The 23669-nt window shown below is 71.6% G+C and carries 24 protein-coding genes; 20 read left to right on the top strand and 4 right to left on the bottom strand.

The annotated features are described in order from the left end of the window. Window positions 1-332 precede the first annotated feature (332 nt). From folP to Vse01_RS16260, 7 genes are all read left to right on the top strand, one after another. Window positions 333-1265, top strand: a complete 933-nt coding sequence (gene folP, locus Vse01_RS16290; RefSeq protein WP_232511429.1) for a dihydropteroate synthase — start codon at window positions 333-335, stop codon at window positions 1263-1265. Then, the gene (gene folB, locus Vse01_RS16285; RefSeq protein WP_093409862.1) at window positions 1262-1627 is read left to right on the top strand and encodes a dihydroneopterin aldolase; all 366 of its coding nucleotides are present in this window, start codon (window positions 1262-1264) and stop codon (window positions 1625-1627) included. Before folP ends, folB begins: the two co-directional genes overlap by 4 nt. Beyond that, window positions 1624-2151 carry a 2-amino-4-hydroxy-6-hydroxymethyldihydropteridine diphosphokinase gene (gene folK / locus Vse01_RS16280; RefSeq protein WP_093409860.1) on the top strand — a complete coding sequence of 176 codons (528 nt, stop codon included), beginning with the start codon at window positions 1624-1626 and terminating at the stop codon, window positions 2149-2151. The genes folB and folK overlap by 4 nt, the downstream gene beginning before the upstream one ends. Before the next feature lie 109 nt (window positions 2152-2260). Beyond that, window positions 2261-2746: a DUF3180 domain-containing protein gene (locus Vse01_RS16275; protein WP_170863606.1), complete on the top strand. Its 486-nt coding sequence runs from the start codon at window positions 2261-2263 to the stop codon at window positions 2744-2746. Window positions 2747-2929: 183 nt separating this feature from the next. Then, on the top strand, window positions 2930-4138 hold the full coding sequence (locus Vse01_RS16270; RefSeq protein ID WP_093409858.1) for an ABC transporter permease: 1209 nt from the start codon (window positions 2930-2932) through the stop codon (window positions 4136-4138). A gap of 55 nt (window positions 4139-4193) precedes the next feature. Beyond that, window positions 4194-4499, top strand: coding sequence for a hypothetical protein (locus tag Vse01_RS16265; RefSeq protein WP_093409856.1), 306 nt, complete (start codon window positions 4194-4196; stop codon window positions 4497-4499). A 74-nt stretch (window positions 4500-4573) separates the two neighbouring features. Further along, a complete protein-coding gene (locus Vse01_RS16260; protein WP_093409853.1) occupies window positions 4574-5065 on the top strand; it encodes a hypothetical protein in 492 nt (163 codons plus the stop codon). A 96-nt stretch (window positions 5066-5161) separates the two neighbouring features. Here Vse01_RS16260 and Vse01_RS16255 read toward each other — a convergent pair whose 3' ends face one another. Further along, window positions 5162-6157 carry an ABC transporter ATP-binding protein gene (locus Vse01_RS16255; RefSeq protein WP_093409851.1) on the bottom strand — a complete coding sequence of 332 codons (996 nt, stop codon included), beginning with the start codon at window positions 6155-6157 and terminating at the stop codon, window positions 5162-5164. Window positions 6158-6159: 2 nt separating this feature from the next. Between Vse01_RS16255 and Vse01_RS16250 the strand changes: the two genes are divergently transcribed. The 4 genes from Vse01_RS16250 to Vse01_RS16235 all read left to right on the top strand — a co-directional run bounded on the left by Vse01_RS16250 (window position 6160) and on the right by Vse01_RS16235 (window position 10652). Next, complete coding sequence (locus Vse01_RS16250) at window positions 6160-6846, top strand: ABC transporter permease (RefSeq protein WP_093409848.1); 687 nt, start codon at window positions 6160-6162, stop codon at window positions 6844-6846. After that, entirely contained in the window at window positions 6843-7577 is a 735-nt protein-coding gene (locus Vse01_RS16245) for an ABC transporter permease (protein ID WP_373870678.1), read from the top strand. Before Vse01_RS16250 ends, Vse01_RS16245 begins: the two co-directional genes overlap by 4 nt. A gap of 258 nt (window positions 7578-7835) precedes the next feature. After that, complete coding sequence (locus Vse01_RS16240; RefSeq protein ID WP_093409843.1) at window positions 7836-8834, top strand: glycine betaine ABC transporter substrate-binding protein; 999 nt, start codon at window positions 7836-7838, stop codon at window positions 8832-8834. Between the two features lie 156 nt (window positions 8835-8990). Then, on the top strand, window positions 8991-10652 hold the full coding sequence (locus Vse01_RS16235; protein ID WP_139233237.1) for a hypothetical protein: 1662 nt from the start codon (window positions 8991-8993) through the stop codon (window positions 10650-10652). A gap of 44 nt (window positions 10653-10696) precedes the next feature. Here the strand turns inward: Vse01_RS16235 and Vse01_RS16230 are convergent, their stop codons facing one another. After that, a complete protein-coding gene (locus tag Vse01_RS16230; RefSeq protein WP_170863599.1) occupies window positions 10697-11878 on the bottom strand; it encodes an NADH-quinone oxidoreductase subunit D in 1182 nt (393 codons plus the stop codon). A gap of 37 nt (window positions 11879-11915) precedes the next feature. After that, window positions 11916-13319, bottom strand: a complete 1404-nt coding sequence (locus tag Vse01_RS16225; protein WP_232511428.1) for an SAM-dependent methyltransferase — start codon at window positions 13317-13319, stop codon at window positions 11916-11918. A 109-nt stretch (window positions 13320-13428) separates the two neighbouring features. Here Vse01_RS16225 and Vse01_RS16215 point away from each other — a divergent pair, with 109 nt between their 5' ends. The 7 genes from Vse01_RS16215 to Vse01_RS16185 all read left to right on the top strand — a co-directional run bounded on the left by Vse01_RS16215 (window position 13429) and on the right by Vse01_RS16185 (window position 20209). Further along, on the top strand, window positions 13429-14391 hold the full coding sequence (locus Vse01_RS16215) for a Rossmann-like and DUF2520 domain-containing protein (RefSeq protein WP_093409839.1): 963 nt from the start codon (window positions 13429-13431) through the stop codon (window positions 14389-14391). A 38-nt stretch (window positions 14392-14429) separates the two neighbouring features. Next, entirely contained in the window at window positions 14430-15278 is an 849-nt protein-coding gene (gene panC, locus Vse01_RS16210; RefSeq protein WP_093410101.1) for a pantoate--beta-alanine ligase, read from the top strand. Between the two features lie 27 nt (window positions 15279-15305). Continuing rightward, window positions 15306-15725 carry an aspartate 1-decarboxylase gene (gene panD / locus Vse01_RS16205; protein WP_093409837.1) on the top strand — a complete coding sequence of 140 codons (420 nt, stop codon included), beginning with the start codon at window positions 15306-15308 and terminating at the stop codon, window positions 15723-15725. A 160-nt stretch (window positions 15726-15885) separates the two neighbouring features. Next, window positions 15886-16782: a septum formation family protein gene (locus tag Vse01_RS16200; protein WP_093409835.1), complete on the top strand. Its 897-nt coding sequence runs from the start codon at window positions 15886-15888 to the stop codon at window positions 16780-16782. 61 nt (window positions 16783-16843) lie between these two features. After that, window positions 16844-18538 (top strand): L-aspartate oxidase, encoded by a 1695-nt coding sequence (locus Vse01_RS16195; RefSeq protein WP_093409832.1) that lies wholly within the window; start codon window positions 16844-16846, stop codon window positions 18536-18538. Further along, window positions 18535-19431 carry a carboxylating nicotinate-nucleotide diphosphorylase gene (nadC, locus tag Vse01_RS16190; protein ID WP_093409829.1) on the top strand — a complete coding sequence of 299 codons (897 nt, stop codon included), beginning with the start codon at window positions 18535-18537 and terminating at the stop codon, window positions 19429-19431. Before Vse01_RS16195 ends, nadC begins: the two co-directional genes overlap by 4 nt. 19 nt (window positions 19432-19450) lie before the next feature. Beyond that, the gene (locus tag Vse01_RS16185; protein ID WP_093409827.1) at window positions 19451-20209 is read left to right on the top strand and encodes a type III pantothenate kinase; all 759 of its coding nucleotides are present in this window, start codon (window positions 19451-19453) and stop codon (window positions 20207-20209) included. Window positions 20210-20428: 219 nt separating this feature from the next. Here the strand turns inward: Vse01_RS16185 and Vse01_RS16180 are convergent, their stop codons facing one another. Beyond that, window positions 20429-21169 carry a class I SAM-dependent methyltransferase gene (locus tag Vse01_RS16180; protein WP_093409824.1) on the bottom strand — a complete coding sequence of 247 codons (741 nt, stop codon included), beginning with the start codon at window positions 21167-21169 and terminating at the stop codon, window positions 20429-20431. Window positions 21170-21260: 91 nt separating this feature from the next. On the opposite strand from Vse01_RS16180, the gene lysS reads away from it, so the two are divergent. Together lysS and Vse01_RS16170 are read left to right on the top strand one after the other, a co-directional pair. After that, window positions 21261-22769 (top strand): lysine--tRNA ligase, encoded by a 1509-nt coding sequence (gene lysS, locus Vse01_RS16175; protein WP_093409821.1) that lies wholly within the window; start codon window positions 21261-21263, stop codon window positions 22767-22769. Between the two features lie 112 nt (window positions 22770-22881). Beyond that, window positions 22882-23232 (top strand): histone-like nucleoid-structuring protein Lsr2, encoded by a 351-nt coding sequence (locus tag Vse01_RS16170; RefSeq protein ID WP_093409819.1) that lies wholly within the window; start codon window positions 22882-22884, stop codon window positions 23230-23232. Window positions 23233-23669: the final 437 nt, after the last annotated feature.

The following is a 23669-nucleotide window of genomic DNA, read 5'->3' as shown; positions in this document are numbered from 1 at the left end:
CAAGTCGCGGCCGGCGGCGCCGCGGTGGTGCAGTAGGCAAGCCTGGCGGGATCGGTGCTCAATGTGCGCAGCGCACGAGACCCTGCGTACGACAACCGCCACGTAGGGTGGCGATTTTTGGGCGGGTTGTCCCGTTTCGGCCCTCCCTCCTACCGTCGCCATCTCGATGCTGGGCAATTCCACAGCGTACGGGCCGCCCCCCTTTGCGACAAGCCGCGAAGATGCTGCCCGAAGTGACCCGGACGACCGATCGTACACCTGTTCCAATTGCCATGTCAGGGGTGTCGACGGGGCGGTCTGCGACGTGCAACGGGACCGGTACCGTCCTACTCGTGACCGATCTGGTGCGGGCCCCGGCCCCGGTGGTGATGGGCGTCCTGAACGTCACGCCCGACTCTTTCTCCGACGGCGGACGCTACGCCGACGTCGAGGCCGCTGTCGCACACGGCGTCCGGCTACGAGCCGAAGGGGCGGGGTTGGTGGATGTCGGTGGTGAGTCGACCCGCCCCGGTGCCGACCGGGTCGACGCGGAGACCGAGACCGCCCGCGTGGTACCGGTGATCCGGGAACTCGCCTCGGCAGGTGTCCCGGTCAGCATCGACACCACCCGCGCCCGGGTGGCCGTGGCGGCGCTGCACGCCGGCGCGGTCGTGGTAAACGACGTCTCGGGAGGGCTCGCCGACGCCGACATGGCCCGGGTGGTCGGCGACGCCGGCTGCCCCTGGGTGCTGATGCACTGGCGTGGCCACTCCCGCCGGATGAGCGAGCTGGCCAGCTACGGCGACGTGGTCGCCGACGTCCGTGCCGAACTCGGTAAGCGGGTGGACGCGGCGCTAGCCGCCGGAGTCGACCCGGGGCGCATCATCATCGATCCGGGCCTCGGCTTCGCCAAGAACGCCGCCCACAACTGGCAACTCAGCGCCCGGCTGCCCGAACTTATCGAACTCGGCTACCCGCTGCTGTTCGGCGCGAGCCGCAAGTCGTACCTGGGACAACTGCTGGCCGACTCCGACGGCGTGCCCCGACCCACCGACGGGCGGACGGCGGCCACGGTCGCCACCAGCCTGCTCGCGGTCGCTGCCGGCGCCTGGGGGGTACGCGTGCACGACGTGCGCGCCACCGTCGACGCCCTCGCCGTCTGGCAGGCCACCGGCCGTCCCCGGCTGGCCACCGAGATCATCCCCGGTGGCGGGTCGACAGTTGGTGAGGTCGTCTGGTCGGCTGCCGCCGACGGGAGCGCGGTCGACGGGCAGGGGCGACGATGACCGGTCGGATCGAGCTGACCGGCCTGCGGGCGCACGGCCGGCACGGGGTGTACGACTTCGAACGCGCCAACGGTCAGGAGTTCGTCGTCGACGCGGTGCTCGAACTCGACCTGGGTCCGGCCGCGCGGTCCGACGACGTGCGGGACACCGTGCACTATGGCGAACTGGCCGAGCGGCTGGTCGAGGTGATCACCGGCGAGCCGGTCAATCTGATCGAGACTCTCGCCGATCGGCTGATCGAGGTCTGCCTGGCGGATCCGCGGGTGTCCGGCGTGACGGTCACGGTGCACAAGCCCGAGGCGCCGGTTCCGCACGCCTTCACCGACGTGGCCGTGACGATGCGTCGGACGCGTACCCGATGACCCGCGCCGTGCTCTCCCTCGGCAGCAACCTCGGTGACCGGCTCGGTCACCTGCGCACCGCCTTGACCGTCCTCGGTGAGAGTGTGCTGGTGGTCTCCGGGGTCTACGAGACCCCACCGTGGGGCGACGTCGAACAGCCGGCGTACCTGAATGCCGTGCTGCTGGCTGTGGACCCGAACGCCGGCCCATACGACTGGTTGGCGCGGGCGCGGGCGGCGGAGGCCGCCGCCGGGCGGGTCAGGGACCCGGAGCGGCGCTTCGGTCCCCGCACGCTGGACGTCGACATCGTCGCGGTGTGGACCGACGACGACCACCCGGTGTTCAGTGACGACCCCGAGCTGACCCTGCCGCATCCCCGGGCCCATCTGCGGGCCTTCGTGCTGCGACCGTGGATCGACATCCAGCCCTACGGTCACCTGCCGGGGCATGGTTCGTTGACCGACCTGCTCACCACCGGCCCGCTCGCCGTCGAGGTGCCGGAACTGAGCCCCCGACCCGATCTGACGTTAGAGTCGACGGCATGAGCGAGCGCACCGAGCGGACCATCAGGCTCAGCGCGACGGTGTCTCCTGGCGGTGCGACGTGCAGCGGGGCGCCGGCATGAGCGTTTCACCGCCGCCCGACGGGTCGCGGATGGGACCCACCCGCATCTCGACGCTGGTGGTGGCCGCCCTCGCCGCCGCCGCGGTGGCCTGGCTGTTGATCAGCGGCATCTACTACGAGCGGCTGCCGCCGCTGCCCTGGCTGCCGGTGGTGACGCTGGCCGGGCTGGCTGTGCTGGAGGCGTACGCCGCGATCAACACCCGGGGTCGGATCGACCGCCGACCGGGCCGTGACCCGGTCAATCCGTTGATGGTGGCTCGGTTCGTCGTACTGGCCAAGGCGTCCGCGCTGGTCGGCGCCATCTTCGCCGGAGGGTACGCGGGGCTGACGGGCTGGTTGTTCGTACAGCCGACGCGGGCGGCCGCCGACGACCGCCCGGCTGCCATTGCCGGTGTGCTGGCCTCGACCGCTCTGGTGGCCGCCGCGCTCTGGCTGGAGCGGGCGTGCCGCGTCCCGGAGCGGCCCGACGACGAGCACGAGCCGGACGACTGGGAAAACCACCCGGGCCACCGTTAGGTCCTGTCGTACGCGGCTCGCCGGGCCTGCGCAACCCGGTCCGGGCCGTCAGCCACCCGCCCAGGCAGGGGGTTACGTCCGCTCTCGCGCGCGGGTACGGTGCCTGCGACCGAAGGGCAACGCCCCGCCGCTGGTCCGCCCCTGCGTCGGTGGAGTCCGGGCGACCGCTGGGAGGCAGAAATCATGGGGTACGACGAACCGGGCCGTGATGGACCGCCGGAGCCCACCTCGGCCGGTCCCGCGACCGGGGCGGAGGCCGTGCTCGACGATTCCGACGCCGAGCCGGGCCGGGACCGTTTCGGCGTCTACATCGTCTGGGAGACGCTCCTGCTGCTCGGCTTCGGCGCACTTGTCTACCTGGTGTGGCGGGAGGATCCGGCCCTGCTGCGCGGCAACGGGCTGCGGGACCTCATCGTCGACGTGGTCGGTCTGGGTCTGCTCGCCCTGGCCGTCGGGCTGACGCTGCGTACCGCCGCGGTCAACCTCGCTGTCGGGCCGGTCGCCGTCGCGGCCGGGCTGCACTTCGCCGAACAGAGCGACCGCGGGTTGCTCGGCACCGTCGGCATGGCCACGGCCGTGGCCGCGATCGGTGGACTGGTGCTCGGGCTGGTGGTCGCGCTGCTGCACGTGCCCGGTTGGGCGGCGAGCCTCGGTGGCGCGGCCGGCGTCATCGTCTACATCGAGCAGCGCTCCGCGCCCGTACTGGTGCAGGGGGATTACGACCCGCGGGGGACCGCCGGACAGCTCTTCGTGGGCTTCGCCGCGATCGCGGTGTTCGGTGGTCTCTTCGGAGCGGTGAGCCCGATCCGTCGGCTGGTCGGCCGGTTCCGTCCGGTCGCCGACCCGGCCCGGCGGCGGGGAGCGGCGGCCGCCCTCGTCGCCACCGCTGGATACGTCTGTTCCACCGTGCTCGCGGCCCTCGCCGGAGTGCTGATCGCCGCGGCGGACGGCACCGTGACACCGACGGCGGGGTTGGACTGGACGGTGCTGGCGGTGGGCGCGACGCTGCTCGCCGGCACCAGCGCGTTCGGGCTGCGTGGCGGCGTCTTCGGCACGCTGCTGACGGCCGGCGCGATCGGGCTGTTCCTGGCGTACGCGGAGTCGCGCAGCTGGACGGTCAGCTACTGGGCGGTCGGTGGTGCTGCGCTGGCCGTCGGGCTCATCGTCACACGCCTGGTCGAGAGGTACGGACGTCCGCTGCCGGTCTTCGGGGCTCCGCCCCCGCCGCCCACCGAACCGAACACCGGGGCTGGATGGAGTGTGACGCAGCCGCAACCGGTCGGCGACTGGCCGCCCGTGCTGCCGGCCCAACCGTCCGTCAGCGGTACGGACCCGTGGGGAGCCCGGCGGTGGGAGGCCGGCCCACCAGCCTGGGAGACCGATGACCGCTGACGGGTCGGCAGCTTGTCGGCGCGCCGAGCGTGATCTCGACGGTTAGGCTCGGCACATGACCGACACATCATCGATCTCCGGCGGCCGGTCGTTCGAGGAGTTGGACGTCCTCTCCACCGAGGAGTTGCGTGAACGGGCGTTCACCCTTGCTCGGGAGCGCCGCGACGTACGGTTCTTCTGGTCGGTGCTGCGGCACCTGCCGAATGCGGACGAGGCCGCCGCGCTGGACGGCGCGCCCAACTCGGTGGGGCCGACTGTCGATGAGGCGGTGGCCCTCTGGCGCGAGATGACCGGGCACGGCTACGAGGAGTCGGCACCGCTGCTGCGCGCCGCGTTCATCGACTACCTGATGAAGCATTAGCCGTCAAACGCTCGTACCACCATAAATGACACCTCGCGTTTGCCTGCGTCGATCCGCTGGGAAATAGCGGGGCCATGGCTCTCACCAATCGTTACAAGTCCGCACCGGGCGCTGGCACGCTCGCCGCGCTCATCCTGGTTCTGGTCTTCGGTAGTCCCTGGTACGTCGACTGGGCCCGGGACAACACCGATCCGGACAGCGCCGGCGGGTGGTTCCTCAGACTGCTCGCCTGGCCGGCCTGGCGATTCGACTCCTCCGACTCGATCCAGGAGATCTTCGCCGACGACCTGAGGGCGATCCTCGTGGTCGTCCTCACCTTCCTGTTCCTCTACCTGCTGCCGGGCTCCCAGCTCGCCCGTGCCCGGGGCACCATCAGCCAGTTCTTCGCCGGCTGGGCGGCGTTCGTCTTCGCCGGGGCCTTCGCGGCCCTGTTCACCACGCTGATCCGGACCAACCCGTCGCTGCTGGGCGCCTTCCAGGCTGCGGGGGACGGCGCGGAGTACGGCCTCTTCGTCGGCTGGATCATCGGCATCGCCACCCTGGGCGGCTACCGGGGCCGGCGCTGACCGTACGGCCGGGTCCGTCGGCACGACGGACCCGGCCGACCTCCGGTGCCGGACGCCGGGCTGAACATCGCTGAGCCCGGCGACGCATCGCGGCACTCAGCCGGCCGACTCCGTCAGCGTCAGGATGCGTTCCCGGCTGAGCGTCCCGACCGGCCGCCCGTCCTCGGTGACCACGGCCTGGCCACCGGCGGAGGTGAGCAGCACGGCCAGCGCGTCGTACGCCGACCCGCCCAGCGGCACCGATGGCAGGTCCGCCACGCCGTCGACCGGCAGCGGATCAAGCACCTCCCGGGTCAACGGGGTGACGGCCAGCCGGCGGACCCCTCGGTCGGCTCCGACGAACTCGCGGACGAAGCCGGTGGCGGGGGCGCCGAGCAGCGCCGCCGGGATGTCGTACTGCTCCAACCGGCCGCCCTCGGAGAGCACCGCGATCCGGTCGCCGAGCCGGACGGCCTCGTCCAGGTCATGGGTGACCAGCACGATGGTCTTGCGTACCTCCGCCTGCAACCGCAGAAACTCCTCCTGAAGCCGGGTGCGCACGATCGGGTCGACGGCGGAGAAGGGCTCGTCCATCAGCAGCACCACCGGATCGGCGGCGAGCGCCCGGGCCACCCCGACCCGCTGCCGCTGGCCGCCGGAGAGTTCGTGGGGGTAGCGCCGGCCGAACTGCGCCGGATCGAGACCGACAAGCTCCAGCAGCTCCTCGACCCGGCGCTTGACGGAACCGGCGGCCCAGCCGAGCAGCCGGGGCACGGTGGCGACGTTGGCGGCCACCGTCTGGTGCGGGAAGAGCCCGACGTTCTGGATGACGTAGCCGATCTGGCGGCGCAGTTTCACCGGGTCGACCCGGGTGACGTCGGAGTCGCCGAGCAGGATCCGGCCCTCGGTGGGCTCGATCAGCCGGTTGATCATCCGCAGCACGGTCGACTTGCCGCAACCGGAGGGGCCGATCAGCACAACCAGTTCGCCCTCGTCGACATGCAGGCTGAGCTCGCGGACAGCCTCGGTGCCGTCCGGGTAGCGCTTGCCGATGCCGTCGAGGGTGATCGACGCGGCACGTCGATGACCGTCGGCACCCGGGGTAACGTCCACGTATGTCCTTCCGCCTGAGCTACCGGGCCGATCCGGGTAACCCGTGGTTCTCCTGGCAGTACGTGCGGGACAACTCGGAAACCGTGCTCAACGCCCTGCGTGAGCACACCACGCTGACCCTCCGGGCGGTGCTCATCGCCGCGTTGATCGCCGTCCCGCTGGCAGTGGTGGCGTACTGGTTCCGGCCGCTCACCGGGCCGATTCTCGCACTGACCGGGGTGCTCTACACGGTTCCCTCCCTGGCCCTGTTCGCATTCGTCGCACCCTATCTGGGCATCGGTGTCGCGACCGTGCTGAGCGTGGTGGTGCTGTACGCGCTGCTGGTGATCGTCCGCAACACCGTCGCCGGGCTCAACCAGGTGCCGGCGGAGGTCCGCGAGGCGGCCGAAGGCATGGGGTACGGCCGTTGGGGGCGACTGTTGCGGATCGAGTTGCCGCTCGCCCTACCCGGCATCCTGACCGGGCTGCGGTTGGCCACGGTGTCCACGGTTGCCCTGGTCACCGTCGGCGTGGTGATCGGGCGGGGCGGGCTCGGGCAAATTATCTTCGCCGGTTTCCAGAACAACCTCTACAAGGCCCAGATCATGACCGGCACGCTGCTCTGCGTCCTGCTGGCGCTGGTGCTCGACCTGCTCCTGGTGGGGGCCGGTCGGCTGCTCACCCCATGGCTGCGCGGGCGGACCGGATGAGCGCCGCGACGAACCCGGTGTCCCAGGCGGTGGTCTGGCTCAACGACCCGCTGAACTGGACGAACCCGGGCGGCATCCTGGACCGGCTCGGCGAGCACGTAAGCATCTCGGCCGCCGCGGTGCTGGTCGGCTGCCTGGTGGCCTGGCCGCTGGGTCTGTGGCTGGGACACACCGGCCGGGGCGGCGGGCTGGTGGTGCTCGTCTCCAACCTGACCCTGGCGGTGCCCACGTTGGCCCTGCTCACCATCCTCCCGTTGACCTTCCTCGGGTTCGGCCGGCCGGCGGTGGTGGTGGCGCTGGCCGTCTTCGCCGTGCCGCCGCTGTTGGCGAACGCGTACACGGGGGTGCGGCAGGTTGATCCGCAGACCCGGGAGGCGGCCCGTGGCATGGGCATGACCGGGGCGCAGGTGTTACGTCGGGTGGAACTGCCGCTCGCGGTGCCCTATCTCGCGGCCGGTTTCCGCACCGCCGCCGTCCAGGTGGTCGCCACCGCGGCGCTGGCGACCTTCGTCAACGGGGGTGGCCTGGGTGAGATCATCCGGTTCGGGTTCGGTCTGAGCATCGCGGTCGGTGGTGGTCAGATCCTGGCCGGCGGGCTACTGGTCGCCGGGCTCGCGGTCAGCGTCGAACTGCTCTTCGCGTTTGTCGAACGGCTGGTCACCCCCCGCCCGCTGCGCCGCGTCCGGCGTCGTGCCGGGCGACGCGCGGCGGACGCCGTCGCCGGCTCCTGACCAGGAGACCCCTGACTCGAAGACCACGGGACCGAACACCCTGGCCCAGCGGGCCGGGCGTGCGATCGACGACACCTGGGGGGACTGGCCGGGCCGCGATGACCCCAATGGGTGACGTTCCGGTGACGAACGCCTCCTCGGCTTGTCGGGGGGCCGCGTCAGGATGTTGGGTGGAAACGCGGGCGGCCGGAGGGCGGATCGCCCGTCGGACACGCGGCCGGCCCACCGGGGCCGCGCCGGGACACGGAAGGCGGGCTCATGCGCGCAGGTAGAAGACTGTCCATCGCGGTCGTGGGGGCTGTCGCGGCGGCGGTCCTGGCGGGTTGCGGCGACGCCGGTTCGTCCGGCACGGAGGCGCCCGAGCAGGGCGCCTCCGGCGAGGGTTGTGCGCCGGTGGCCGGTGAGCAGTTGATCGCACTCGAAGACGACAAGTCACTGCAGAACGCTGACAACATCATCCCGGCGGTCAACAGCGAGGTGGCGACCCCGCAGCTGATCGCCGCCCTCGACAAGGTCTCCGCGGTGCTCGACACGCCGAAGCTGGTGCAGCTCAACAAGGCGGTCGACGTGGACCGCAAGAGCGCCCAGGCCGCGGCACAGGAGTTCGCCGACGCCAACTCACTTACCGACGGTGTGGAGCAGGGACCGGGCGGGCAGATCACGGTCGGGGCGGGCAACTTCACCGAGAGCGAGATCATCGCCGAGCTCTACAAGATCCAGCTGGCCGCCGCGGGTTACCAGGCCACCGTGCAGCAGATCGGCAACCGGGAGCTGTACGAGCCGGCGCTGGAGAAGGGCGAGATCCAGGTCGTCCCGGAGTACGCGGCCACCCTCGCCGAGTTCCTCAACGGCAAGGTGAACAGCGGTGGCCAACCGGTCTCCTCGCCGGACGTCGACAAGACCGTCACCGCGCTGCGTGACCTGGGCGAGCAGGTGGGCCTGACCTTCGGCGCGCCGGCAGCGGCCCAGAACCAGAACGCCTTCGCGGTGACCCAGGAGTTCTCCGAGAAGTACGGCGTGCGGACCCTCTCCGAACTGGCCGAGAAGTGCTCGGGTACGGCGACGGTGCTGGGTGGCCCGCCGGAGTGCCAGGAGCGTCCGTTCTGCAAGCCCGGCCTGGAGCAGACCTACGGGCTGACGGTCGGCTCGTTCTCCTCACTCGACCAGGGCGGCCCGCTGACCAAGACGGGCCTGCGCAACGGCACGATCAGCGTCGGCCTGGTCTTCTCGACCGACGCGGCGTACGCGCAGAGCTGAGCAGCCGCGCCAACCGCGATGGCGCCCCGGCCGAGTCGGCCGGGGCGCCATGCCGTCTGCCGGCCGTAACCGCGCAGCGGTAACCCTGGCGCATTCCCGACGGACCTGCCGTCAAGCCGTTCCCACGTGACGCAACTCTCGGTAGGCTGCGGACCCATGCCCGCCCCGGTGCCCGCCGATACGCGCAAGCTGCTCACCGTGCTCTTCTGGGGCGGGGTGGCCCTGGCCCCCGTCGCGGTGCTGATTCTGCTGGTCGCTGACGGCAACGGGCCGCTGCGGTTCGCCGCGGTGCTGGCCATCCTGGCTGTGGTGCTGATCGGGCTCTCCATCACGCTGCGTACCGACGGCGGCGGACAGCACGCCGAGGAACTCCGGGCGGAGGTCGACGAGCTGCGGCGGGAGTTGCGCGGTGAGATCGTGGCTGCCGCCCAGCGCGGAAACCAGGCTCTTGACGAGGTCCAGCGGGTACAGGAGGCGCTGGCCGGGGTGCGTCGGCGGATCGACGCGGGCGGCGTCGATGCGGCCACGAACGACGAGCCACCCGGCCCCGGCCGGGCCCGGGTGCCAACCCCGGAGGCCCCGCCGCGGCAGCCCGAACGGCCGGCCGCGCAGGCCGGGGTCTACGGCACAGCTCAGTCTGGTCACGGCCCGGTCGCAGGGTACGGCGGGGAACGTTCCCGGCCCGGCAACGATCGCCCGGCCAGCGGCTCAGCCGGTGTCTACGGATCGCCGGTCCGTCCGGAGCAGGACAGTCGTCCGGGCGAGCCGGCGCCGAGGCCGCTCGGGGTGGTCCGGCACACCGAGACGGTGCACGTCACCACGCGGCACACCATCGTGGGCGAGTCCGGCGGCCGGTACGGCGGATACTCGTCGGGGTGGTCGGGAGCGCAGGCCGGGGAGCACGGGCAGGGGCGCGGCATCGACCGGGACGACCGCTCGTGGTCCGACGGCGAGGACCGTTCCCGCCGGGACGACGGCCACCGCTGGTCCGGTGCGGAGCGGTACGACGAACGTTCCTGGTCCGGGGCGGCGCAGGAGGAGGAGCGCTCCTGGTCCGGATCGTCCCGGGACGACGAGCGTTCCTGGTCCGGTTCACCCCGCGAAGAGGAACGGTCCTGGTCTCCACCGCGGGAGCAGGGTCGCTGGTCCGCCGCGCACGACGACTGGTCCGCCGCCCGCGACGGCGGCTCCGGCTATCCGGACGGGCCCTCCGCGGACCGGAACGGTGACTGGGGCCCGCGCGACGACCGGGGCTGGGACGCGGGTGACCAGCGCTGGGAGGCCCCCGCCGACCCGGTGCCGGCGGCCCGGGGACACCGGGCGGACGACACCGGTGAGTACTGGGCGCAGCTGCGGGCCGGGGACCGGTGGGCGGCGGTACGCGACGACGACCGGGGCCGCGAGCTGCGCGTCGGCGAACGCCGGGCCGAGCTGCACGCCGATCCGGCCGGCACCGAATACCGGATGGAGGATCGCTGGGCGAGCGTACGTCGCGACGAGCCACGCCGGGCGGCGAGCGACGACGCGTGGCGGGACGGCTGGGGTGAGCCGGAGAACCGTCCGGCGCTACCCGCTGGCGGGGTGCCGGTGCCGCAGGAGTGGCGTCCGCCCCGTCAGCGCGGTCACCAGCCCGACCAAGCGAGCGGCTACCAGCCCGAACCGGCGCGCGGCTACGCGCCGGAGCCGGCGTACGGGTACCAGCCCGAACCGGCGCGAGCACAGCGTGCGGGCGGGGAGCAGTACGGCCGCCGGCATCGCGTGGACGAGCCCGACCACGGCCCGGCCGCGTACGAGAGTGGCACTGGCCGCTGGCGCTGACCCTTCGCACGCCGTCGCCCGTCAGCGGCGCCGGGAAGGGGCAGTCACTTGTCGATGTCGCCGACCACGAAGAACATCGAGCCGAGAATGGCGATCAGGTCCGGCACCAGACAGCCGGGCAGCAGGGTGGCCAGGGCCTGCACGTTGGCGTACGAGGCGGTGCGCAACTTGAGCCGCCACGGCGTCTTCTCGCCCCGCGAGACCAGGTAGTACCCGTTGATGCCGAGCGGATTCTCCGTCCAGGCGTACGTGTGTCCCTCAGGTGCCTTGAGCACCTTCGGCAGCCTGGTGTTGATCGGTCCGGTGAGCTGGTCGACCCGGTCCAGGCACTGCTCCGCCAGGTCGAGCGAGGCGTACACCTGGTCGAGCAGCACCTCGAAGCGGGCGTGACAGTCGCCGGCCGTCTTCGTCACCACCGGCACGTCGAGCTGGTCGTAGGCCAGGTACGGCTCGTCCCGGCGCAGGTCCAGGTCGAGCCCGGAGGCCCGGGCGACCGGACCGGACGCACCGAACGCCGCCGCGTCCGCCGCCGACAGCACCCCCACCCCGACGGTCCGGGCCAGGAAGATCTCGTTGCGGCGGATCAGATTGTCCAGGTCCGGCATCCGGCGGCGTACCTCACCGATGGCGGCCCGGGCCCGACCGGTCCAACCGGCCGGCACCTCCTCCTTCAGGCCGCCGACCCGGTTGAACATGTAGTGGATCCGCCCGCCGGAGACCTCCTCCAGCACCGCCTGGAGCGTCTCCCGTTCCCGGAAGGCGTAGAACATCGGAGTGATCGCCCCGATCTCCAGCGGGTACGAACCGAGGAACATCAGGTGGTTGAGCACCCGGTTCAGCTCGGCGAGCGCCATCCGCAGCCAGGTGGCTCGCTCGGGCACCTCCATGCCCATCAGCCGTTCCACGGCGAGCACCACGCCCAGCTCGTTGGCGAACGCCGAGAGCCAGTCGTGCCGGTTGGCCAACACGATGATCTGCCGGTAGTCGCGTACCTCGAACAGCTTCTCGGCACCCCGGTGCATGTAGCCGACGACCGGTTCGGCGGCGAGCACCCGCTCGCCGTCGAGCACGAGCTTGAGCCGCAGCACGCCGTGCGTGGAGGGGTGCTGCGGTCCGATGTTCAGCACCATGTCCGCGCCGAGCTGCTCCCCGCCGGTGCCGGCCACCAGCCCGGCGCCGGTGCCGACGGTCAGCTCGCGCAGCTCGCCCGTGGTCATGCCCGCCATCGTGCCATGAACCACCGGGCCTGGCGGTGGTCGCCCATCAGCGGCTCAGCTCGTGGGCACCACCGCGCAGGGCCGCGAGAGGCGGTAGCCGGTCGGCGGGCAGGCCCACCGGCTGCCACAGCCACCAGTGGCCGCCGAGGCCGGCCGGGTCGATCAGCTCGGCCGCCGCCGACGCGGTGGCCAGCGCCCGCAGGTAGCCGGCCGGGTCGCTGGAGGCCAGGCTCAGCGGCGGTCGTCCGCCGTCGGCCCCGAGCGCTCGCAACGCCTCCCGCTGCGAGGTCAGGACGTACGCGCACCGGGCGACCCGTTCACCGGTGGAGGCGACCGAGTCCATGGCGACGTGTGCGGTGACGTCGCAGGAGCCGTCCGGCACCGGCGGCACCTGCCGTCCAGCCCGGTACCCGGTCAGCGTCCCGTCGATCGGCCGCTCCGCACGCAGGTGTCCGTAGTCCACCGCCAACGCCAGCCCTCGGTCGACACGCCCCACGGCATCAGCCCATGCCTCGTCCCTGGCCCGCCCGATCTCCGCCCTGTGCACAGCTGAGCTGCTGTCCGTGGGGGTGCGGTCCGTGGGGGTTTCCGGGCAGCCCGGCCGGCTCCGGGCGGTCAGGCTTGATCCCTGCGCCGGCCGGGCTGCCCGGAAACCCGACCTGGTCGAGCCCGACCCGTCCGTTTCGGTCTGCTGAGGGAGGTTCGGGTCGTCCGTAACGGTCCGCGCCTCCGGTGTCTGGTCGGTCTGTGGGAGCCACCAGGTGGTCAGCCAGGCTGCGTCGTCTCGACCTACTGGTTCGCCTGTCGTCTCGGTGCCGGTGGTGGGGTCGACGAGGAGGTAGTGCCAGTTGTGGTCGGTGTGGACGGCGAGGTCGAGGGGGACGTTGTCGAGCCACTCGGTGGCCAGCAGCAGGCCGGTGATGCCGGTGGGGATCTCGTTCGTCCAGACGATCTGGTCGGGAAGGTGGTCGGGGCGCGGGGCGAGTTCGACGGCGGTGAACCGTACCCGCCGAGCCAGCGGAACCGGCGCGGACGGCAATGATTCGACGGATGCGGATGAGGTTTCAGCCGGCGTGGTACCGGCGGCGGCCGTGGTGGTCAGGGTTTCCGGGGAGCCCGCCCGCGCAGGGATCAAGCCTGACCGCCCGGAGCGGGCGGGCTCCCCGGAAACCCCCAGGGCGAGCCCGGAGCGGGCGGGCTCCCCGGAAACCCCAACAGCGAGAGCGTGGAGCAGTTCACCCCGCCCAGCCCCCACATCCACCACGTCGAACGGGTCGGGGAAGCCCAGGGCGGCGTCGAGCTGGTGGATCAGGCGGAGCAGCGCCGAGGTGAAAATCGGGGAAGCGTGCACGCTGGTCCGGAAGTGGGCTGCCGGCCCGGCACCGGAGACGAAGAAGCCGTCGGGTCCGTAGAGCGCTTGCCGCATCGCCTCCCGCCAGCGCATCGACATGGGGCCCTCCTCACACCGGTGAACGATTTCACACATCCTTGTTTCAGATCCGCGTCAGCGACGCATACTTGCCCCGACCGGTACCCCGTCTCGAGGACTGGATCGTGACATGAGCGCACCGCTGCGCACCGACTCGGCCGCCCGTCGGCGGCCCGCGACCGTGGCATCGGCCCAGGTCGCCACCACTTCCGTGCTCACCGTCGGCGTCATCGGCGCCGGACGGGTGGGTGCCACCCTGGGCGCCGCGCTGGCCGCTGCGGGCCATCGGGTGGTCGCCGCCAGCGGGGCGTCCGGTGCCTCCCGGGCCCGCCTGGCACTGCTGCTGCCGACCGTTCCTCGCCGGTCCGCCACCGAGGTCGCCCGGGCTGCCACCGATCTGCTGCTGGTCGCCGTGCCGGACGACGCGTTGACCGAGGTGGTGGCCGCTCTGGCTGCCGACGGCGCGCTGCGCCCCGGTCAGGTGATCGCGCACACGTCGGGGGCGCACGGCCTGGCGGTCCTGGCGCCGGCCAGCGCGGCCGGTGCCCGTCCGCTGGCGTTACATCCCGCGATGACCTTCGCCGGCACGCCCGACGACCTTGGCCGGCTGCCCGGCATCTCGTACGGGGTGACCGCGCCGGCCGACCTGCGCCCGCTTGCCGCCCGTCTGGTGGTCGACCTCGGTGGGGTGCCCGAGTGGATCGCCGAGGCCGACCGACCCCTGTACCACGCGGCGCTGGCACACGGTGCCAACCACCTGGTGACCCTGGTCAACGAGGCGGCCGACCGGCTGCGTGACGCCGGGGTGGGTCAGCCCGAGAAGGTGCTCGCCCCGTTGCTGCGTGCCGCGCTGGAGAACGCGTTGCGCCTCGGTGACGACGCGTTGACCGGCCCGGTCTCCCGAGGCGACGCGGGTACGGTGCGGCGGCACCTGGCGCAGCTCGCCGCCACCGCACCGGAGTCGGTCGAGCCCTACCTCGTGCTGGCGCGGCGTACCGCCGATCGGGCCGTCGCGGCCGGCCGACTGCGTCCGGGCGACGTGGCGCCACTGCTCGGCGTCCTGGACGACTACCGGAGCGGGGTGGCGGCGTGACCGTCGGCGGAGGACAGCTGTCGAGCGAGGTGGATCACGTGACGGAGCTGGTGCACACCCGTGCCGACCTGGCCCGGGCGCGAGCCGCCCGCACCGGGACGGTGGGGGTGGTGATGACCATGGGTGCGCTGCACGAGGGGCACGAGACGCTCCTGCGGGAGGCCCGAGCGCGCGCCGACCACGTGATCGTGACGATCTTCGTGAATCCGCTGCAGTTCGGGCCGAACGAGGACTTCGACCGCTACCCGCGTACTCTCGAATCTGATCTTGAAGTGTGCCGGCGGGCCGGTGCCGACCTGGTCTTCGCTCCCCCGGTGGAGGAGATGTACCCCGGCGGCGAGCCGGCGGTTCGGGTCACTCCGGGGCCGCTCGGTGAGGATCTGGAAGGACTGAGCCGGCCCGGCTTCTTCCACGGGGTGCTCACCGTGGTGCTGAAGCTGCTCCAGCTCACCCGCGCGGACCTGACCTTCTTCGGTGAGAAGGACTACCAGCAGTTGACCCTGGTCCGACGGATGTGCCGGGACCTGGACGTGCCGGTCGAGGTGATCGGGGTGCCCACGGTCCGGGAACCGGACGGCCTCGCCCTGTCCAGCCGCAACCGCTACCTCTCGCCGGCCGAGCGGTCGGTGGCGCTGAGCCTGTCCCGGGCGTTGCGGGCCGGTGCCGAGGCAGCCGCGGCTGGTCGTGACGCCGCAGCGGTCCTGACCGCCGCGCACGTGGCCTTCGGTACCGGCGACTCCGGAGCACGGCTCGACTACCTGGTGCTCACCGATCCGGATCTGGAGCCCGGGCCGGTACGCGGCCCGGCCCGACTGCTCGTGGCGGCCTGGGTGGGCGCCACCCGACTGATCGACAACGCTCCGATCCGACTCGACCCGGCTTCCTGACCACACATACCCGTGAAAGGCGTCCCGATGTTCCGCACGATGCTAAAGTCCAAGATCCACAGGGCCACGGTGACCCAGGCGGACCTGCACTACGTCGGCTCGGTGACCGTCGACGAGGATCTGCTCGACGCCGCCGACCTGCTTCCCGGTGAGCAGGTGGCGATCGTCGACATCACCAACGGCGCCCGGCTGGAGACGTACGTGATCCCGGGCCGGCGGGGCAGCGGGGTGATCGGCATCAACGGTGCCGCCGCCCGCCTGGTGCAGCCCGGCGACCTGATCATCCTCATCTCGTACGGGCAGATGGACGATGCCGAGGCTCGTGCGTACCGCCCCCGGGTGGTGCACGTGGACGCGGACAACCGGGTCGTCGACCTCGGTGCCGACCCGTCGACCGCCGCGCCCGGCACCGCTGGCGCCCCGGTGTCGAACCCGCTGTCGGTGTAGCGGGTCCGCTCGGCGGCCGGGTCCGTCGGCACCTGTTCGGGCGGCCTTTCTGACCGGCGGCGACGATCGCGCCGCGATTCCGGTCTGTCACCGGAAGGTCATTTCTGGTTACCCTGAAGGCGCCGTCGGGGGACGGCCGCTGACTGGGGGAGGCGGCGCCATGCAGCATGCGACGAGGACCCTGGTCACCGCCTTCGCCGTGGCGGCGCTGCTGGCCGGCTGCGGATCGACCGCAGGGCTGGACGGCAACCTGGTGGACGACTGGGCCGCGTTGCCGCCGCCCGGGGCCTTCACCCCCGCCGCGGGGGTCTGTCACGAGGCCGACTTCGCCGAGGTGGTGCCGCTCGGTGCGTACGCGCCGGTGGACTGCGCCGCGCCGCACCGGGTGGAGACGGTGCACGTCGGCACCTTCCCCGCCGACCGGAATCAACCGCCGTCCACAAGCTCGGCGGAGCTGCGTACCGCCTTTGTCGAGTGTGACAACCGGGCCACCGGCTACGTCGGTGACAACTGGCGGGCCGGGCGGCTCCGGTTGGCGGTCGCGGTGCCGTCGGAGCCGGGCTGGGCGGCCGGCTCGCGCTGGTACCGCTGCGACCTGATGGAGGTCGACACGGTGGAGGCGGGCGCCAAGGTCGTGCTGCGGACCGGCTCGCTGCGCGACGTGCTGCGGACGGCGTCGGCGCTGCGACTGGGCTGCCAGCAGACGCGCACCGGCGGGGGCGGGGTGGTGCAGACCCTGGTTCCGGTGCCGTGTACCGAGCGTCACGACGCCGAGTTCGCCGGGGTCTGGCCGGCCCCGGACCGTCCGTATCCGACGCGCAGCGCGCAGTGGGCACCCTTCTACGCCGGTTGCCGGTCGGTTCTGGCCCGCTTCGCCGGTCTGCCGGACGACGACGACCTGGTCTTCCGTACCGACGTGGTGGTGCGTCCGCCCAGCGCCGGTCGGTGGCGGGTGGGCGATCGGGGGATCCGCTGCTACCTGTGGCTCAGCGACCGTCGGGTGACCGGGACGCTCAAGGGAGTGGGCCCGGCTGAACTTCCGGTCCGGACGAAGTAGCCGGAACCACTCGTCCCGCCCCCGCCGCCCGAGGCGAAAGCCATTCGGGTTGACTGTGGGCATGGACCTACCGACCGTCGGCCTGCCGGCACTGCCGAACCGGCTGGCCGCCCCGGCACCCGGCTGGGTGGAGACCACCGACGTGATCGTGGTCGGCTCCGGCGTGGCCGGGCTGACCGCCGCGCTGCACCTGCGTGAGGCGGGCCTGCACGTCACCGTGGTCACCAAGGTCGACATCGACGAGGGATCGACCCGGTGGGCACAGGGCGGCATCGCCGCTGTACTCGACCCGACCGACACCCCGGCCATGCACGCCTCCGACACCGAGATCGCCGGCGTGGGCCTGTGCGACCCGGCGGCGGTCCGCGTACTGGTGGAGGAGGGGCCGACCCGGCTGCGGGAACTGATGCGCCTCGGTGCCGAGTTCGACCGCAACGCCGACGGCTCGTTGATGCTCACCCGGGAGGGTGGGCACCGGGCAGACCGCATCGTGCATGCCGGCGGCGACGCGACGGGTGCGGAGGTGCAGCGGGCGCTGCACGAGGCAGTACGCCGCGACCCGTGGATCAGGCTCGTCGAGCACGCGCTGGTGCTGGATCTGCTCCGGGCCCCCGGCGACGGCCCGGGCGGGCTCGGCGCGGCGTGCGGGATCACGTTGCACGTGCTCGGCGAGGGCAGCGAGGACGGTGTCGGTGCGCTGCTGGCCCGCGCGGTCGTGCTGGCCACCGGCGGCATGGGGCAGATCTTCGCGGCCACCACCAACCCGGCGGTCTCCACCGGAGACGGGGTCGCCCTGGCCATGCGGGCCGGTGCGGCGGTCACCGATGTGGAGTTCGTGCAGTTCCATCCGACCGCGCTGATCGTGCCGGAACACTCCCGAGTGCCGGGGGCCGGCCACGCCCAGCAGCCGCTGGTCTCCGAGGCGTTGCGGGGCGAGGGCGCGCACCTGGTGGACGCCGACGGCAAACGCTTCATGCTCGGCCAGCACGAGCTGGCCGAGCTGGCGCCACGGGACGTGGTCGCCAAGGGCATCCACCGGGTGCTGCTGGCCACCGGTGACGATCACGTCCACCTCGACGCCCGCCATCTCGGCGGCGACTTCCTGGCCCGCCGCTTTCCCACGATCGTCGCGTCGTGCCTGGCCATCGGCGTCGACCCGGGAACCGACCTGATCCCGGTGGCCCCGGCTGCGCACTACGCCTCCGGTGGGGTCCGCACCGACCTGCACGGTCGGACCTCGATCCCCGGTCTGTACGCCTGCGGCGAGGTCGCCTGCACCGGCGTGCACGGCGCGAACCGGCTGGCCAGCAACTCGCTGCTGGAAGGGCTGGTCTTCTCCCGACGGATCGCCGACGACATCGCCGCCGGTCTCCCCGAGCAGGCCCGCCCGGCGGACACCGGAGCATGGCGTGGGGAGGGTGGCTGGGTGCTGCCCGCCGCGGCGACGTCAGCGTTGCAGCGGGCGATGACCCGGGGCGCCGGGGTGCTCCGCTCGGCCGCGACGCTCACCGCGACCGCCGCCGAACTTGTCGAGTTGGGCGTTGCTCGTGGCACACCGCGCACCGCGGACTGGGAGGCGACGAACCTGCTCACGGTGGCTGCCACGCTGGTTGCCGCCGCGTACGCCCGCCGGGAGACCCGGGGTTGCCACTGGCGGGAGGACTTCCCGGTGGCCGACGAGCGGTGGCACGGCCACCTGGTCGGTGCCGTCGGCGAGCAGGGACGGTTGACCACCCGGTGGGAGGAGACGCGATGACCAGCGAGACGGTGCGGCTGCTGCGCGCGGCCGGGCTGGACCCGGACCAGGTGCGCCGGATCATCGAGAACGCGCTCGTCGAGGATCTCGGTCCGGACGGGCTCGACGTGACAAGCGTCGCCACCATCCCGGCGACCCAGACGGACACCGCCGATGTGGTGGCCCGCGCCGACGGCGTGGTGGCCGGGCTGGCGGTCGCCGCCGCCGTGTTCGAACTGGCCGCCGAGAGTACCGGGATCGGACGTACCGTCGAGGTCTCGCTGGTGGCCCGCGACGGCGAGCGGGTGGCCCGGGGGGACGTGCTGGCCACGGTGACCGGCCCCACCCGGGTGCTGCTCACCGCCGAGCGCACCGCCCTCAACCTGCTCAGCCGGATGTCCGGAGTGGCCACCCACACCCGGGCCTGGGCGGACGCGCTGGCCGGCAGCAAGGCGATGGTCCTGGACACCCGCAAGACCACCCCGGGACTGCGAGCCCTGGAGAAGTACGCGGTCCGGGCCGGCGGGGGCACGAACAAGCGGATGGGCCTGCACGACGTCGCCATGGTCAAGGACAACCACAAGTTCGCGGCGGGCGGCGTCGCCGCCGCCTACCGGCGGGTTCGGGAAGCGTTCCCGGACGTACCGGTGCAGGTGGAGGTGGACACCCTCGCCGAGGCGGTGGAGGCGGTCGAGGCCGGCGTCGACTTTCTTCTGCTGGACAACATGTCCCCGGCCGTGCTCGCCGAGGTGGTCGCCGCCGTCGGGGACCGGGCCGAGTTGGAGGCGACCGGCGGGCTGACCCTCGCCGACGCGGCGGCGGTGGGTGCCACCGGCGTCGATTTCCTCTCCGTCGGCGCGCTCACCCACTCCTCACCGATCCTGGACATCGCCCTGGACCTGCGTACGGAGTAAACCCGTCTAGGCTGCGTGCGTGCTGCTCTGCATCGACATCGGGAACACCAACACCGTGCTGGCGACCTTCGACGGCGACAAGCTGGTGCACTCCTGGCGGATCAAGACCGACGCCCGCTCGACCGCCGACGAGCTGGGGCTGATGTTCCGGGGGCTGCTCGCCGGTGACGCCGTCGAGATCACCGGCGTGGCCGCCTGCTCGACGGTCCCGGCGGCCCTGCGTTCGCTGCGGACCATGCTCACCCGCTACTACGGTGAGCTGCCGAGCGTCATCGTCGAGCCCGGCGTACGTACCGGGGTGCAACTCGCCATCGACAACCCGAAGGAGGTCGGCGCGGACCGGGTGGTCAACACGCTGGCCGCGTACACCCTCTACGGCGGGCCGTCCATCGTCGTCGACTTCGGCACCACCACCAACTTCGACGTCATCAGCGGCCGGGGCGAGTTCCTCGGCGGTGCGTTCGCCCCGGGCATCGAGATCTCCTTCGATGCGCTCGCCGCCCGCGCCGCCCAGCTGCGCAAGGTCGAGGCGACCCGGCCCCGCTCGGTGATCGGCAAGAACACCGTCGAGTGCCTCCAGGCGGGCCTCTACTTCGGCTTCGCCGGCCAGGTGGACCGGATCGTGGAGCGGATGGCCGCCGAGATGGGCGAGCTGAAGGCGGTGATCGCGACCGGCGGGCTGGCCTCGCTGGTGCTCAACGAATGCCGGACGATCACGCATCACGAGCCGATGATCACGCTGATCGGGTTGCGCATGGTGTACGAGCGGAACGTCTGACGCTTTCTCGTTCTCTTCTTGCGGTGGGTCCGGGCAGCTTCGGTGGTTGCGGTGGGGTTTCCGGGCAGCCCGACCGGCTCCGGGCGGTCAGGCTTGATCCCTGCGCCGGTCGGGCTGCCCGGAAACCCTTCGATGGGTACGCGTCATCCGTCCGCTGGGGGTGGGGTCTGTGGTGGGGGGTGGGGGTCCGTCCGTTGTCGCGGTCTCGTCGTGAGTGGTTCAGGTTTTTCGGGCGCGGGCTACGAGGGTGGTGTAGGGGAGGGTGACGGTTTCCTGGCCGGCCAGGTCGGGGTGGGTGCGCAGGAGGGTGCGGACCTCACGGTCGACCTCGGCGCGTCGGTCAGGGGCGGCGGTGAGGTAGTGGGAGCGGGTGCGGACCAGGCCGAGCAGTTCGTCGGGGGTCAGCGTGGTGGTGTGGGTGAACTCGGCCCACTCCGGGCTGGTGAAGGAGTCGCCGAAGTCGGTCACGCTCTGCCGCAGGTACTCGACGGTGTCGCCGATCTCGGCGACTCGGCTCAGCTCGGCCACCCAGGCGCACGAGTCGTCGCGCAGGTTCCACAACGGCGCGAAGACCCCGCCGGACCGCAGCACCCGGGCGATCTCCGCGTGCGCCCGTGGCCGGTCGAACCAGTGGTACGCCTGACCGGTGAGCACGGCGTCGGCGTACCCATCGGGCAGCGACATCGCCTCGGCGCTGCCGGCCAGGGCGAGCGGGTCGCCGTCGAGCGACGTCAACTGGGCCCGCATCGCGGGGCCGGGCTCGACGGCGGTCACCCGGTGCCCCAGGGCGAGCAGCCCACGCGCCAGGATGCCGGTCCCGGCACCCAGATCGACAAGTTGCGCGGGAGCGTCGATGCCGGCGAGCGCCCAGCGCAGCGCCGCCGGTGGATAGCGGGGACGGTAGCGGTCGTAGTCGGCGGCGGCGGTGCCGAAGGAGAGGGCCTGGGTGGGGTCGGTCATGACCGGCAGGCTATCCAGTAACGGTCCCCGGGGCGTTTGAGTACGCTCGGGGCTTGACCCCGCCCGAATTCTCCCGCTGAGGAAGCGTGCCGTGACCCAACAGAGCCCCGTGCCAGTCGACCCCGCCGACGACCTTCCCGAGCAGATGAAGGTCCGCCGGGAGAAGCGGGACCGGATGCTCGCCGACGGTGTGCAGCCCTATCCGATCGGCTACCCGCGTACCAGCACGCTGAGCCAGCTGCGCGAGCGATACGCGGACCTGCCGACGGACACCGCCACCGGCGACCGGGTCTCGGTCACCGGCCGGGTGATCTTCGTACGGAACACCGGCAAGCTCTGCTTCGCCACCTTGCGCGACGGTGACGGTACCGAACTGCAGGCCATGCTGTCGCTGGACCGGGTCGGCGCGGATCGGCTGGAAGCCTGGAAGCGCCTGGTGGATCTCGGTGACCACGTCGGGGTCACCGGAGAGGTGATCACCAGCCGTCGGGGTGAGCTGTCGGTGCTGGCCGAGCAGTGGGCGGTCACCGCCAAGGCGCTGCGCCCCCTGCCGGTGGCGCACAAGCCGCTCAGCGAGGAGGCCCGGGTCCGGCAGCGCTACGTCGATCTGGTCGTCCGTCCGCAGGCGCGGCAGATGGTGCGTACTCGGGCGGCCACGTTGCGCAGTCTGCGTGATTCGTTGCACGCCGAGGGTTACCTTGAGGTGGAGACCCCGATGTTGCAGTTGCTGCATGGTGGTGCGGCGGCCCGGCCTTTCGTGACCCACAGCAATGCGCTCAACACCGATCTGTATCTCCGAATCGCGCCGGAACTGTTTTTGAAGCGTGCCGTGGTCGGCGGGGTCGAGCGGGTCTTCGAGATCAACCGCAACTTCCGTAATGAGGGCATCGACTCTTCGCACTCGCCCGAGTTCGCCATGCTGGAGGCGTACGAGGCGTACGGCGACTACGACACGATGGCCGAGTTGACCCGCAATCTCGTCCAGCGGGCGGCGATCGCGGTCTCCGGATCGACGGTGGTCACCCACGCCGACGGTCGGGAGTTCGACCTCGGTGGCGAGTGGCGTTCGGTCACTCTCTTCGGTGTGCTTTCCGAGGCGCTGGGTGAGGAGGTCACGGTACACACCGAGCGGGCGCGCCTGGTTGAGTACGCCGACAAGGTGGGCCTGGCCGTCGACCCGAAGTGGGGCCCGGGCAAGCTCGCCGAGGAACTGTTCGAGGAACTGGTCGTACCCGGCCTGGAAGCACCCACCTTCGTGCGCGACTACCCGGAGGAGACCAGTCCGCTGACCCGCTCCCATCGCAGCGAGCCGGGCCTGGCGGAGAAGTGGGACCTGTACGTGCTCGGTTTCGAACTGGGCACCGCGTACTCCGAGCTGGTCGACCCCGTGGTGCAGCGGGAACGACTGATGGCCCAGGCGCAGTTGGCCGCTCGGGGCGACGACGAGGCGATGCGACTGGACGAGGACTTTCTCCGGGCGATGGAGTACGGAATGCCGCCGGCCGGTGGCATGGGAATGGGAATCGACCGTCTCCTGATGGCGCTGACCGGCCTGGGAATTCGGGAAACCATCCTCTTCCCCTTGGTTCGCCCCGAGTAGTCGTACGAAAACTTACCGCCTCGTTACCGCATCCTATTGACGCGGCAAGCATCTGACGGGTTATTGTGCTTGTGCAGTTGGCAGGATCAGCCCTGCTCGAAAGGAATGTGGCATGGCCAAGCAGATCATTCACAAGCTGGTCGATGACCTGGACGGCGGGGACGCGGACGAGACCGTCAAGTTCGCGCTCGACGGTGTTCAGTACGAGATCGACCTGTCAGGTTCGAACGCTGAGAAATTGCGCGAGGTATTCGCCCCGTACATCGCTCACGGCACCAAGGTCGGTCGCGGCGGTGTGGTCGTCGGTGGTCGGGCCGCCCGTGGTCGCGGTGGCGCCACCGCCGACCGCGAGCAGAACAAGGCCATCCGGGCCTGGGCGCGCAAGGCGGGCAAGGACATCTCGGACCGAGGCCGGATCCCCCAGGAGATCGTCGACGAGTACCACTCGAAGGCCGGTCACTGAGACCAGGCACCAGGAGTGAGCACGACGCCGGCCCGGAGACGCTCTCCGGGCCGGCGTCGTCGTCGCGGGACTATTCGGGGCGTACCGCGCGTTGTCCACAGCCGGTGGATGTCTTGTCCACAACCTGTGGATGGTGCCGTGGTGGTGCTGTCCCGGGCCGGGGCGCCCCGTGCGGCGTTCCTGGAGGCTCCGGCCGCCGGTTCGAATTTCGCTCTGCGCGTACACAGACCATGCCCGGAACACCCGTTGAGCGTGGATGGTTGTGCAAAACGACGCGTACCGGGCCTACGACGCAGACACACGAGGTCAGCCGAGTCGGCTCGCGGCGATAGAGTAATGAGGCGCGGACGCCCGTCCCGGGCGCTCGCGTATCCGGCCCCGCCGAGAGTCTTGACCACCAAGATCGAGTGCGCACGGCACGTGAGGAGCACGAGGGC

Origin of the sequence: Micromonospora sediminimaris, from assembly GCF_016863575.1 — a bacterium.
Classification (GTDB): Bacteria; Actinomycetota; Actinomycetes; order Mycobacteriales; family Micromonosporaceae; genus Micromonospora; species Micromonospora sediminimaris.
This window is presented reverse-complemented; position numbering and strand designations above follow the sequence as displayed.